This is a genomic window from Pseudomonas sp. c313 (assembly GCF_055407145.1).
Genome location: NZ_JBUZRD010000008.1, coordinates 89,871 through 102,508, shown reverse-complemented (window position 1 = coordinate 102,508; position 12,638 = coordinate 89,871). Strand labels below are relative to the sequence as shown.

Sequence of the window (12,638 nt, the reverse complement as noted above, 5' to 3'; positions counted from 1 at the left end):
AATGAAAAAACTGCCGAACCAGAGCGTCTGCGGTGGGTCAGACCGACTAGGCTCTAGCAACTCCTTCTATCTCGCCCGAGGTCGCATCAATGTCTCAGGAACCGCTTGTACGAGAAGCAGAGGTAGCCGCATTCCGCGATGCTGTCTTGACCAAACTCACCTACGCGGTGGGCAAGGACCCGGATCACGCGTTCGATCATGACTGGTTTGAAGCCATTGCCCTGGCTGCCCGGGACCATATGGTGGAACACTGGATGGACCACACCCGCAACATTTACCGCAAGGGCCAGAAACGGGTCTATTACCTCTCCCTCGAATTCCTTATCGGCCGCCTGCTCTACGATAGCCTGAGCAACCTCGGCCTGCTGGACGTGGCGCGCGAAGCGATGAGCGAGTTGGGTGTGGACATGGAGCGCATTCGCCTGCTGGAGCCCGATGCGGCCCTTGGCAACGGTGGTCTTGGCCGTCTGGCGGCGTGCTTTATGGAAAGCATGTCGACCTTGGGCATTGCTGGCCACGGTTATGGCATTCGTTATGAACACGGTTTGTTCCGCCAGGCGATTGTCGATGGCTGGCAGCAGGAGCAGACCGAGCGCTGGCTGGATTTCGGCAACCCTTGGGAGTTCGAGCGGGCGGAAGTGATTTACCCCATTGGTTTTGGTGGTGGCGTGGAAACGGTGCTGGACGCGTCCGGCAAGCCGATCCAGGTCTGGTCGCCCAATGAGACCGTGCGCGCGGTGGCCTACGACACGCCAGTGGTCGGCTGGCGTGGTGCCAGCGTCAACACCCTGAGGCTGTGGCGTGCGCGAGCGGTGGAAGATTTGCACCTTGAGCGCTTCAACGCGGGTGATCACTTGGGTGCTGTCGCTGAAGTGGCGCGGGCCGAAAGCATCTCACGAGTGCTCTACCCGGCAGACAGCACCGATGCGGGGCAGGAACTGCGCCTGCGCCAGGAATACTTTTTCGTCTCGGCCTCGCTGCAGGACCTGCTGCGCCGCCACAAGAACATGCACGGCTCGGTACTGAGCCTGGGCGAACACGCGGCGATCCAACTCAATGACACCCACCCGTCCATCGCCGTGGCCGAGTTGATGCGCCAACTGGTGGACTTGCACGACATAGCCTGGGATGCGGCCTGGCAGGTCACCGTCGAAACGCTGTCCTACACCAACCACACCTTGCTTCCCGAAGCCCTGGAAACCTGGCCAGTGGTCCTGATGGAACGCATGCTGCCTCGGCACATGCAGATCATTTACCTGATCAATGCCCAGCACATCGACTCGCTGCGGGCCAAGGGCATCCACGATTTCGACGTGCTCCGCGCTGTCTCACTGATCGAAGAAGACAACGGCCGCCGCGTGCGCATGGGCAACCTGGCGTTCCTGGGTTCCCACAGCGTTAATGGCGTATCCGGTTTGCACACGCAATTGATGCGCAGCACGGTGTTTTCCGAGATGCACAAGCTTTACCCGGACCGGATCAACAACAAGACCAACGGCATCACCTTTCGCCGCTGGTTGTACCAGGCCAACCCCAAGCTCACGGCGATGTTGGTCGAGGCATTAGGTCCGGACATTCTCGACACTTGCGAGCAGCGCCTGGTGGAGTTGGAAACCTTCGCCGAGAAACAAGCGTTTCGCAAAGCCTTCGCCGAACAGCGTCTGCACAGTAAAAGGGCATTGGCCGACATCATTCATGAGCGCCTGGGGATTTCGGTCAACCCGGCGGCGATGTTCGATGTGCAGGTCAAACGCATCCACGAATACAAGCGCCAACTGTTGAACCTGCTGCACACCGTCGCTCTGTACCAGGCGATCCGTGCCGAGCCGGAAACCGACTGGGTGCCACGGGTGAAGATCTTCGCTGGCAAGGCGGCGGCCAGTTATCACCAGGCCAAGTTGATCATCAAGCTGACCAACGACATCGCCCGTACCGTCAACAACGACCCGACCGTGCGCGGCCTGCTCAAGGTGGTGTTCCTGCCCAACTACAACGTCAGCCTGGCGGAAAGCATCATTCCCGCTGCCGACCTGTCGGAGCAGATATCCACCGCCGGCTTCGAGGCGTCAGGCACCAGTAACATGAAGTTCGGCCTCAACGGCGCGCTGACCATCGGCACGATGGATGGTGCCAACGTCGAGATGCACGAGCGTGTGGGTGCCGAACACATGTTTATCTTCGGCCTCAGCGCCCAGCAGGTAGAAGCGCGCAAACACGCCGGCGAGTTCAACGCAGGGCCGGAAATTGCCGCGTCTCATCGCTTGAACGATGTGCTGCAAGCGATTCGCGGCGGGGTGTTCTCGCCGGATGATCCGGGCCGTTATGCCGGCTTGATCGATTCTTTGATCGACTACGACCGCTTCCTGGTATGCGCCGACTTCGATTCCTATTGGGATGCTCAGGCGCGAGTCGAGGCCCATTGGCACGACTCCAAGGAATGGTGGCGCTCGGCGGTGCTTAATACCTCGCGGATGGGCTGGTTCTCATCCGACCGGACCATCAGGGAGTACGCAACAGAGATCTGGAAAGCGTTGGACTAGGACGGCAGCCGTAAGCTTCAAGCCTTGAGCGACAAATTTGAAGCTTATAACTTGCGGTTTGCGGCTCCTCCCTCGATATACTAAGCGGCGGTTCCGCCCGCTCCGGGCTGCTTAGGGATATCGACCATGCAATGGATTTTCATGCTGATTGGCCTGGTGCTCGGCTGGACACTCGATGAGTCGTTCAGTGATGCGGGCATTGGTGCGCTGCTGGGTCTGGGCATTGGCCAGGCGATTCGCCTGTCGATGCTGGCTTCGCGCACCGACGAGCAGGGCCGTCAGTTGGAGACCGCCCAAAAGGCGTTGAAGTCTCTGGAACAACGCCTGGCACAGCTGGAAAAACCTGAGGCTGTGCTGGTCGCGCCCAGTGTATTTGTTGAACCCTCGATTTCCGAGCCGCCACCTTTGCCGACAGCTCCCGAGCTGGTCTGGGAGCTGCCCATCGAGTTGGAGCCGGTCTATTCAGCGGCGGTTGAGCCAAGCCGTCCGTTGCCGGATGATGCCTGGAAACCTGCGCCGGCGACGCAACCTGCTGCGCCCGTCACCCCCCGTGGCCCCAACCTGATCGAGCGCGCCATCAGCGGCGCGCGCAGCTGGCTGTTTGGCGGCAATACGGTGCTGCGGGTCGGCGTGGTGTTGTTGTTCCTTGGCCTGGCCTTTTTGCTGCGCTACGCCACCGAAGGCATGGTCGTCCCGGTGGAGCTGCGCTACGCCGGGGTTGCCGCCTGTGCCGTGGGCCTGCTCGGTCTGGGTTGGTGGCTGCGGCTGCGCAACAGCAACTACGGGTTGATGCTGCAAGGCACCGGCATCGCCGTGTTGTACCTGACGGTGTTCGCCGCCATGCGTTTGCATCCGCTGCTTGATCCCGGTGCCGCCCTCGGTTTGCTGGTCGCGGTGACCGTGTTCTCGGCGATTCTGGCGATCACCCAGGACGCCCTCGGCCTGGCCTGCGCTGCTGCCCTTGGCGGGTTTGCCGCGCCGATCCTCACCTCGACCGGCGCCGGCAACCATGTGGCGTTGTTCAGCTACTTCGCCCTGCTCAACGCCGGCATCCTCGCCATTGCCTGGTTCAAGGCCTGGCGCTTGCTCAACCTGATTGGCTTTGTCGGCACCTTCGGCATCGGCTTCGCCTGGGGCATGCGCTCCTATACGCCTGAGCTGCTGTGGAGCACCGAACCGTTCCTGATTCTATTTTTCCTGATGTACCTGGCCATCGGCCTGTTGTTCGCCCGGCGCAAATTGCTGGAGATGACCGACGCTCCCGAGGATGAAAGCCGTGGCGCGTTGCTGCGTTGGTCGGCGGCCAAGGGTGACTATGTTGACGGCAGCATGCTATTTGGTCCGCCGCTGGTGGGCTTTGGCTTGCAGTTTGCGCTGGTGCAGCACCTGGAATTTGCCGCCGCTTTCAGTGCGTTGGCGTTGGGCATTATTTATATGGGGTTGGCGCGTCTGCTCAGCGGCGGCCGCGCCTTGCTGCTGGCGGAAACCTGCCTGGCGCTGGGGGTGATCTTTGCCAGCCTGGCGATTCCTCTCGGGCTGGATGCGCGTTGGACGGCAGCGGCTTGGGCTGTCGAGGGCGCTGGGATTTTCTGGCTCGGCTTGCGCCAGCAACGACCATTTGCGCGGGTGTTTGGCTTACTGTTGCAGATCGGTTCGGCGCTGGCGTTCCTCAGTGAGCTGCGGGTCGGCGACAACAGCCTGCTGGACGGTGCGCCATTGGGTGCATTGCTGTTGGGGGCGGCGTTGTTGTTCAGTTTCTATCAACTGCGCAAGGCCCCGTTGGAGCAGGCTTCAGGTTGGGAACGTCAAGGTTTGCCGGTACTGGCCAGTGTCGGCCTGGGCTTTGTGTATTTGCTCGCGCCACTGCTGCTGTCGACCCACGGCACTGCCATCAGTTGGGCGCTGGCCGGCCTGGTGACGTTGTTTGTCGGCCTACGCATCGGCTCGCGCACGTTCCTGTTCAGCGCATTTACCGTGCAACTGCTGGGCGGCGCACTGTTTTTGCTGCGTCTGCAAGGCGCCAGCGCAGACTCGGCGGCCGTGTTCAATGCCGGTTGGAGCGGATTACTCACGGCCTCGCTGATCGGCCTGGCCCTGGTGGGCGGCATGCTGCTGGCGGCGCGTGACGATATGGTGCGCAGCGATGTGCGTTTGTTGCGAGGCCTGTCGGTGGTGCTGTTGGCCGGATTGGTGCTGATCAATCTGGCGGTGCTATTTGTATTGCCATGGCAGACCGCCAGCGGCGTGTGGGCGGCTAGCGGTTTGTTGATCATCTGGTTGAGCCTGTACCTGCAACAGCGGGTCAGCTTTGTCTTCGGGCTGTTGCTGCAAGTGATTGGCGGTGGATCGTTTCTGTTGGCGGCGCCGGACCTGCTAGGGCCGTTGACCAGCGAAGGCTTGCGGCCTCTGGGCCATAGCGGTTTCTGGACGCCGATGGTGTTGGGGCTGGCGGCGCTGGTGGGCGCCTGGCGTTTGCAGCGCGGCCTGCATGCGCCGGTGTTCGAGGCATTGAAATTGCAGCGCCTGTCGGACCTGCTGCTGGTGTGGGGTGCGGCCTGGTGGGCGTTGGCGCTGATCGGCGAAGTGCTGCGTTTCGCGCCGCTGGCGCTGCAAGGCACCTTGCTGTTGGCAGTAGCGGCGTTGAGCGTGGCGATCTGGGCGGTATTGGCCTTGCGTCTGCAATGGGCCTCGCTGGGATGGTTGTGCACGCTGCTGATTCCAGCGGCCGGCGTGGTGTTGCTGGCGTCCTGGCATTCGCGCTATCACCCGGCTGCGGATTTCGCCTGGCTTGCCTGGGTCGCGGTGTTCGCCGTGCACTTTGTCTCGCTGCGGCGCCTGGCGCTGACACTGCCGGAAAAAGCCCTGGGCGCGGCTCATGTGCTTGGCTGCTGGTTGCTGATCGGCGTGCTGGCGCTGGAGCTGCGTTACGGTCTGTTGCTGCTGTCCGAGCAGTACAACGCCTGGCGCTGGCTGGGTTGGGCGATCCTGCCGAGTCTGTATCTGGTGCTGGCCGCCGCGCCGCGCAGTTGGCCGTGGCCGGTGTCGGCTTATCCTCGCCAATACCGTTTCTACGCGGCGCTGCCTCTGGCGGTGCTGATGCTTGGCTGGTTCTGGCTGGCCAATATCTTCAGCGACGGGACTGCCGAGCCGCTGCCTTACGTGCCGTTGCTCAATCCGCTGGATTTGGGCCTGCTGTTTGCGCTGCTGGGCGTCTACCTGTGGGCACGCAGCGCGGTTCCACACATGGGGCCGCGTGGCGAGCAGATTGCCCAGGGAATCGCTGGAGTCTCGCTGTTCGCCTTCTTCACCGCGCTGGTGATGCGCACCGCTCACCATTGGAGCGGTGTGCCGTTCCATCTGGATGTGTTGCTGGAGTCGATGCTGGTCCAGGCCGGCTTGTCGATTGTCTGGACCCTGATTGCCCTGAGCCTGATGATCGGCGGCCACCTGCGCCATCGCCGGGAAGTCTGGCTGATCGGCGCGGCGCTGATTGCCGTGGTGGTCGCCAAATTGTTCTTCGTCGAACTGAGCAACCGTGGCGGTCTGGCGCGGATCGTGTCGTTTATCGGTGTGGGTGGGCTGTTGCTGGTGGTGGGTTATTTCGCACCGCTGCCGCCCAAGCGCGCCGAACCTGTGATTGAAACTCAAGGAGCTTCCTCTTGATCGGTAAGCTGAGCGTGGCGGTATTGGGCCTGTGTATGACGTTATCCGCATGGGCTCGGGAAGCGCCCGCCGACTTCACCACCCAGGTGCCGCTAACCGTCAGCGGCGAAGGCCCATGGTATCGACTTGAATTACCGTTGGCAGTGCAACTGAGCGCCCGGCAGGTCGACCTCAGCGATGTGCGCGTATTCAACGCTGCCGGCGAACCCCAGGCCTACGCCCTGGCACGGGAGTCTGCGCAACGCAGCGAAAGTCGCAGCCTCACCAATGTGAAGTGGTTCCCGCTGTATGCCTTGGCCGATGCCAGCGAAACGGTGCCCAGCGTACGCGTGCAGTCGAGCGCCAGCGGCACTCTGGTGGAGGTGCAGCCCGCGAGCCAGGTGGAAGCCGGCGAAGAAGTGCTGCGCGGCTGGTTGCTCGACGCCAGTGCGATCAAGAGGCCGTTGCAGCAATTGATCCTCGACTGGACCAGCGAGCGCGACGGCTTTCAGCGTTTCAGCATCGAAGCCAGTGATGATTTGCAGCACTGGCAATCCTGGGGCGAAGGGCAGGTGGCACGACTGGCGTTTGCCGACGAACGGGTCGAGCAGCATGAAGTCGGCTTGCCGGGGCAGTCGGCCCGCTATCTTCGGTTGTTGTGGAAAGGCCAGGCGGCGCCGACGTTGACGTCCGTCCAACTGCAAAGCACCAGCAGCCTGCCCTTGCCCTTGGTGTGGTCCCAGCCTCTGGCGGGCAACCGCCTGAAGACGGGCGAATACAGCTGGCAATTGCCCGCCGGGCTGAACGTTGAGCGCTTGCGTATTCAGCTGAGTCAGTCCAACAGCCTGGCGCCTGTGACCTTGTACGGACGCCGTGAAAGCAGTCAGGCCTGGCAGCCATTGAGCAGCGGCTTGCTCTACCGGCTGACGCAGAATGGCCAGGAAGTGGTGCAGGACGAGTTGCAGTTACCGGGGCAGACCGTTCAACAGCTCAAGCTTGAAGTGGACGAGCGGGGCGGTGGCCTGGGCGCTGAGGCGCCAGCATTGACCTTTGCGGTGAGGGCCACGCAATTGGTGTTCCTGGCGCGGGGCGAGCCGCCGTTTACCCTGGTGCTGGGCAACCCTTCAGTCAAAGCGGCCAACTTGCCGTTGTCGACGCTGATTCCCGATTACAACGCAAAGCGCTTGGCCAGTTTGGGTCAGGCCAGGATGGTGGGGGAGCTGGTAGTCAACTCCACTGTCGCACCTGCGCCAACGGGGATGAACTGGAAGACGATAGGCTTATGGGCCGTGCTGCTGCTGGGCGTGGCGGCTCTTGGGGCGATGGCCAACAGTTTGTTGCGCAAGCCGCCGGCCAAGTCTTGACGCAGGCCCTGCATGAACTCTATCGGCGTTATCTCGTCTGATAGGAGGAAATACGCCCCGACTCGCGCTAAACTGCGCGGGTTTTTAGCCCCCCCATTCTCCGGAGCCGTCCATGTCCCGCGTTACCCTGAGTCGCTATTTGATCGAGCAGACCCGCAGCAACAACACGCCTGCCGATCTGCGCTTCCTTATCGAAGTGGTGGCGCGTGCTTGCAAGGAAATCAGCCACGCCGTCTCCAAAGGCGCGCTGGACGGCGTCCTGGGCAGCATGGGCACTGAAAACGTACAAGGCGAAGTGCAGAAGAAGCTCGACGTGATTTCCAACGAAATCCTGCTTGAAGCCAACGAATGGGGTGGTCACCTGGCCGGCATGGCGTCCGAAGAAATGGACAATGCCTACCAGATTCCGGGCAAATACCCGAAAGGCGCCTACCTGCTGGTGTTCGACCCACTGGACGGCTCGTCGAACATTGACGTCAACGTGTCGGTCGGCACCATCTTCTCGGTACTGCGTTGCCCGAACGAATACCTGACCCAGAACGAAAACCTCAACGAAAAAGCCTTCCTGCAACCAGGCACCCAGCAAGTGTGTGCCGGTTACGCGATCTACGGCCCGCAGACCATGCTGGTGCTGACCCTGGGCGACGGCGTCAAAGGGTTCACCCTGGACCGCGAAATGGGCAGCTTCGTACTGACCCACGAAGACATCAAGATTCCGGAAGATACCCAGGAATTCGCGATCAACATGTCCAACCAGCGTCATTGGGAAGCGCCGGTGCAGCGTTACGTCAAAGAACTGCTGGAAGGCGAAACCGGCCCGTTGAAGAAGGACTTCAACATGCGCTGGGTCGCCGCGATGGTCGCCGACGTACACCGTATCCTGACTCGTGGCGGCCTGTTTATGTACCCGCGCGACAGCCGCGAGCCGTCCAAGCCAGGCAAACTGCGCCTGATGTACGAAGCTAACCCGATGTCGTTCCTGGTCGAGCAGGCTGGTGGTGTCTCCACCGACGGCCATCAGCGCATTCTCGACATTCAGCCGGAGGGCCTGCACCAGCGTGTGGCGGTATTCCTCGGTTCGAAAGAAGAAGTGGAACGTGTGACCGGTTACCACAAGGACTGATTTTTTAAGGTCGGTTTTGAGCTAATAAAAAGCCCCGAAACGTTTCAGCGTTTTCGGGGCTTTTTTGTTTTCGCTTGTCGGGAACCAGACACCCCTTTTTCCTTCTAAGCTTCTGGCAGATACCCATGCTGCTTCGTCTCTCCAGGAGTTATTCCATGTCGTTACGCCGTCTCGCCCTGTTGTGTTTTTGCGTGCTGCTGGCCGCTTGCAGCAAGGTCACCCAGGAAAATTACGCGAAGCTGTCGGCGGGAATGCCCAAGGCCGAGGTGGAATCGCTGCTGGGTAAGCCGACTGATTGTTCCGGCGCGCTGGGCATGTCCAGCTGCACATGGGGCGACAAAAACAGCTTTATCAGCGTGCAATACGCCGGTGACAAAGTTCTGATGTTTTCCGGGCAAGGCCTGAAGTAAACCGGGGCGCAAGCCTGCGGGAGAAAAACAATGATGCGTTTTGTTCTATACCTCTGCGCCAGCCTGTTTTTGGCGGGCTGCGCCAGCCATTCTGGCGATGATCTGCAACCCAAGACCGTTGGCAGCGTCAACCTCAAGCGTTACCAGGGCACCTGGTATGAGCTGGCTCGATTGCCGATGTATTTCCAGCGCAACTGTGCGCAGTCTGAAGCCCGCTACTCCCTGCTGCCCGACGGCAACCTGGCGGTATATAACCGTTGCCTGACCGAAGACTGGAAGTGGGAAGAAGCCAAGGGCACAGCCACGCCGCAGGTCGAAGGCAAGACTGACAAGCTTTGGGTCGAATTCAATAACTGGTTTACCGCACTGCTACCGGGCATCGCCAAGGGTGATTACTGGGTGTTGTACATCAGCGATGACTACAAGACTGCCATCGTCGGTAGCCCGAGCCGGCGCTACATGTGGCTGCTGTCACGCACACCGACGGTCAGCGCCGAAACCCGTGAAGACCTGCTGAGCAGGGCACGGCAACAGGGTTACGACACTACCCGCTTGATCTGGCGCACGTCGGACAAGCAGATGTCGAAGACTTCGCAGTAAATAAAAAAACGCCGCCTGATTCAGGCGGCGTTTTTTTCAGCCCAGTAAATCCCGCAAGACCTGGGTAAACGCTCGGCTGCTGTCTTCTTCGCCAGCATGACGCCCGTCGCGAATCACCCACTGGCCGTTGACCAGTACATCCCGCACCTGCCGATCACCGCCGGCAAACAACCAGCGATTGAGAATCGCGTCTTCATGAGCTGTCGCCAGGTACGGGTCGTTACCGTCCAGCACCAGCCAATCGGCACGTTTGCCGACTTGCAGTTTGCCAATCGGCTGCCCCAGTGCCTCGGCGCCGCCGTCCAGCGCGGCGTCGTAAAGCGTGCGGCCGACCATCGGTTGATCACTGCGGTACAGCCGGTTACGCCGCTGATCCCGAAGGCGCTGGCCATATTCCAGCCAACGCAATTCTTCCACTACGCTCAGCGAGACATGGCTGTCGGAACCAATGCCCATGCGCCCACCCTGAGCGAGGAAGTCCACCGCCGGAAAAACCCCATCGCCCAGGTTGGCTTCGGTAGTCAGGCACAAGCCGGCAATCGCCCGGCTCCTGGCCATCAATGTCACTTCTTCCGGGTTGGCGTGGGTAGCGTGTACCAGGCACCAGCGTTGATCGACTTCGGTGTTTTCATACAGCCATTGCAGAGGGCGGCGACCGCTCCAACTGAGGCAGTCGTCGACTTCCTTCTGCTGTTCGGCGATGTGGATATGCACCGGGCACGCCTTGTTGCTGGCGGCCAATACGTCGCTGATCTGTTGTGGCGTTACCGCACGCAACGAGTGGAAGCACAGGCCCAGGTGCTGCGCCGGTTGTGCCGCCAGCTGCGATTGCAGGCGCGCTTGCAGCTGCAGGTAATTCTCGGTGCTGTTGATAAAACGGCGCTGGCCTTCATTGGGCGCCTGGCCGCCAAAACCGGAATGGCTGTACAGCACCGGCAGCAAGGTCAGGCCGATGCCCGCGCTTGCCGCTGCCTGGCTGATCTGCAGCGCCAGTTCAGCCGGGTCGGCGTAGGGCCGGCCGTCGACATCGTGGTGGACGTAATGAAATTCGGCCACCGAGGTGTAACCGGCCTTGAGCATCTCGATATACAACTGGCGGGCGATGATCTGCAACTGATCGGGGCTGATCTTGCCGACCATCCGATACATCAGGTCGCGCCAGGTCCAGAAGCTGTCATTGGGGTTGCCGGCCACTTCTGCCAGCCCGGCCATGGCCCGCTGGAACGCATGGGAATGCAGGTTCGGCATGCCCGGCAACAGCGGGCCTCTGAGCCGCTCGGCGCCGTCCGCGCTGGCGTTGGCCTCAACTTTTGTCAGCAGGCCATCGGCGCTGACTTCAAGACGTACATCATTGGCCCATCCATTAGGCAGCAGCGCGCGTTCGGCAAAGAAAGCGGACATGGTTCAAGCACCCCATCGTGTGTTATTTGTATATACATATACAGACGTTTGCCTGCTCGGTAAACTCCGGCAAGCTAGGCTTCTTTTTTCACCTGCAAGGATTTCCTGTGCCGACTCCGCCCGCCAAGTCTCCGCTGGCTGCCCACATGGACGAAAGTCCGGCGCCCTTGTATGCCCGCGTCAAACAGATGATCAGCCAACAGATCCTCAGCGGAAACTGGCCGCCGCACTACCGCGTTCCGTCTGAAAGCGAACTGGTGAGCCAATTGGGTTTCAGCCGCATGACCATCAACCGTGCCCTGCGGGAAATGACTGTCGAAGGCCTGCTGGTGCGCATGCAGGGCGTCGGCACCTTTGTCGCTGAGCCCAAGAGCCAGTCTGCGTTGTTTGAAGTGCACAACATTGCCGATGAAATCGCCTCCCGCGGCCATCGCCACACCTGCAAGGTCATCACCTTGGGCGAAGAAGCTGCCGGTTCTGAGCGCGCCGTGGCCCTGGACATGCGCGAAGGGCAGAAGGTCTTCCACTCGCTGATCGTGCATTACGAAAACGATATTCCGGTGCAAATCGAAGATCGTTTCGTCAACGCCCAGGTGGCGCCGGACTACCTGGCCCAGGATTTCACCTTGCAAACCCCTTACGCGTACCTCAACCAGGTGGCGCCGCTGACCGAAGGCGAGCACGTGGTCGAAGCGATCCTCGCTGACGCCCAGGAATGCAAGCTGCTGCAGATCGAAGCTGGCGAGCCGTGCCTGCTGATCCGCCGTCGCACCTGGTCCGGCCGCCAGCCGGTGACCGCCGCCCGTTTGATCCACCCCGGCTCCCGTCACCGCCTGGAAGGACGTTTCAGTAAATGAGTTCGATGAAAGTCTGGCGCGCCACTGATTACGTACGCATGCCGTGGAAGAACGGCGGCGGTAGCACCGAAGAGATCACCCGTGATGCGGGTGAGGGGCTGGACGGTTTTGGCTGGCGCCTGTCGATTGCCGATATCGGTGAGTCGGGCGGGTTCTCCACCTTTTCCGGGTATCAGCGGATCATTACGGTGCTGCAAGGAGCGGGCATGGTGCTGACGGTGGATGGCCAGGATACGCGTGGGTTGTTACCGCTTGATCCGTTCCCGTTCAAGGGTGAAAGCCAGGTGTCCTGCAAGTTGGTGGGCGGGCCGATCCGCGATTTCAACCTGATCTATTCACCGCAGCGCTATCAGGCGCGGTTGCAGTGGATGGATGGGGCGCAGCGCTTCTTTAGTGAGGCGCAGACCGTGCTGGTGTTCAGTGTGACGGATGAAGTGGCGGTGCTTGGTGAAGTATTGGGCCGTCACGATTGCCTGCAATTGGACGGTAACGCTGGCCTGTTGGACGTGTCCGTTACTGGCAGATGCTGCGTCATCGAACTGACTGCACGCGGTTAAAAATGTGGGAGCGAGCAAGCCCGCTCCCACATTTGGTTTCCGTTGGTCTCTCGATCTGTTTCCAGGCTCCGCACCAACTTGTTACCGAATGCCCCAGCATGGCGCAAAAGCCTGCCTGAGTGACAAGCCTCCCTCGCCGTAAAA

At 61.0% G+C, this 12,638-nt stretch carries 9 protein-coding genes; 8 read left to right on the top strand and 1 reads right to left on the bottom strand.

Annotated features, from left to right (window positions below; translation table 11 throughout):
- The first annotated feature begins 89 nt into the window (after nucleotides 1-89).
- From ACZRKZ_RS20475 to ACZRKZ_RS20450, 6 genes are all read left to right on the top strand, one after another.
- Nucleotides 90-2,540: a glycogen/starch/alpha-glucan phosphorylase gene (locus tag ACZRKZ_RS20475; protein WP_463968986.1), complete on the top strand. Its 2,451-nt coding sequence runs from the start codon at nucleotides 90-92 to the stop codon at nucleotides 2,538-2,540.
- 126 nt (nucleotides 2,541-2,666) lie between these two features.
- The gene (locus ACZRKZ_RS20470; RefSeq protein ID WP_463982565.1) at nucleotides 2,667-6,203 is read left to right on the top strand and encodes a DUF2339 domain-containing protein; all 3,537 of its coding nucleotides are present in this window, start codon (nucleotides 2,667-2,669) and stop codon (nucleotides 6,201-6,203) included.
- Nucleotides 6,204-6,238: 35 nt separating this feature from the next.
- The gene (locus ACZRKZ_RS20465) at nucleotides 6,239-7,546 is read left to right on the top strand and encodes a DUF3999 domain-containing protein (RefSeq protein ID WP_463982636.1); all 1,308 of its coding nucleotides are present in this window, start codon (nucleotides 6,239-6,241) and stop codon (nucleotides 7,544-7,546) included.
- Nucleotides 7,547-7,658: 112 nt separating this feature from the next.
- On the top strand, nucleotides 7,659-8,669 hold the full coding sequence (locus tag ACZRKZ_RS20460; protein ID WP_149411300.1) for a class 1 fructose-bisphosphatase: 1,011 nt from the start codon (nucleotides 7,659-7,661) through the stop codon (nucleotides 8,667-8,669).
- A 155-nt stretch (nucleotides 8,670-8,824) separates the two neighbouring features.
- Nucleotides 8,825-9,079: a hypothetical protein gene (locus ACZRKZ_RS20455; RefSeq protein WP_133101272.1), complete on the top strand. Its 255-nt coding sequence runs from the start codon at nucleotides 8,825-8,827 to the stop codon at nucleotides 9,077-9,079.
- 30 nt (nucleotides 9,080-9,109) lie between these two features.
- On the top strand, nucleotides 9,110-9,679 hold the full coding sequence (locus tag ACZRKZ_RS20450) for a lipocalin family protein (protein ID WP_463982564.1): 570 nt from the start codon (nucleotides 9,110-9,112) through the stop codon (nucleotides 9,677-9,679).
- Nucleotides 9,680-9,715: 36 nt separating this feature from the next.
- Here the strand turns inward: ACZRKZ_RS20450 and ACZRKZ_RS20445 are convergent, their stop codons facing one another.
- The gene (locus ACZRKZ_RS20445) at nucleotides 9,716-11,080 is read right to left on the bottom strand and encodes a formimidoylglutamate deiminase (protein WP_463968990.1); all 1,365 of its coding nucleotides are present in this window, start codon (nucleotides 11,078-11,080) and stop codon (nucleotides 9,716-9,718) included.
- A 146-nt stretch (nucleotides 11,081-11,226) separates the two neighbouring features.
- Here ACZRKZ_RS20445 and hutC point away from each other — a divergent pair, with 146 nt between their 5' ends.
- Entirely contained in the window at nucleotides 11,227-11,937 is a 711-nt protein-coding gene (gene hutC / locus ACZRKZ_RS20440; protein WP_178114394.1) for a histidine utilization repressor, read from the top strand.
- Nucleotides 11,934-12,494 (top strand): HutD/Ves family protein, encoded by a 561-nt coding sequence (locus ACZRKZ_RS20435; RefSeq protein WP_463982563.1) that lies wholly within the window; start codon nucleotides 11,934-11,936, stop codon nucleotides 12,492-12,494. The genes hutC and ACZRKZ_RS20435 overlap by 4 nt, the downstream gene beginning before the upstream one ends.
- Nucleotides 12,495-12,638: the final 144 nt, after the last annotated feature.

What these genes read in the sequence shown, in the direction of transcription:
- ACZRKZ_RS20455 (WP_133101272.1), top strand. Translation starts at nt 8,825, where the DNA reads ATGTCGTTACGCCGTCTCGCCCTGTTGTGTTTTTGCGTGCTGCTGGCC.
- ACZRKZ_RS20450 (WP_463982564.1), top strand. Translation starts at nt 9,110, where the DNA reads ATGATGCGTTTTGTTCTATACCTCTGCGCCAGCCTGTTTTTGGCGGGC.
- ACZRKZ_RS20445 (WP_463968990.1), bottom strand. Translation starts at nt 11,080, where the DNA reads ATGTCCGCTTTCTTTGCCGAACGCGCGCTGCTGCCTAATGGATGGGCC.
- ACZRKZ_RS20435 (WP_463982563.1), top strand. Translation starts at nt 11,934, where the DNA reads ATGAGTTCGATGAAAGTCTGGCGCGCCACTGATTACGTACGCATGCCG.
- hutC (WP_178114394.1), top strand. Translation starts at nt 11,227, where the DNA reads ATGGACGAAAGTCCGGCGCCCTTGTATGCCCGCGTCAAACAGATGATC.
- ACZRKZ_RS20460 (WP_149411300.1), top strand. Translation starts at nt 7,659, where the DNA reads ATGTCCCGCGTTACCCTGAGTCGCTATTTGATCGAGCAGACCCGCAGC.
- ACZRKZ_RS20475 (WP_463968986.1), top strand. Translation starts at nt 90, where the DNA reads ATGTCTCAGGAACCGCTTGTACGAGAAGCAGAGGTAGCCGCATTCCGC.
- ACZRKZ_RS20470 (WP_463982565.1), top strand. Translation starts at nt 2,667, where the DNA reads ATGCAATGGATTTTCATGCTGATTGGCCTGGTGCTCGGCTGGACACTC.
- ACZRKZ_RS20465 (WP_463982636.1), top strand. Translation starts at nt 6,239, where the DNA reads ATGACGTTATCCGCATGGGCTCGGGAAGCGCCCGCCGACTTCACCACC.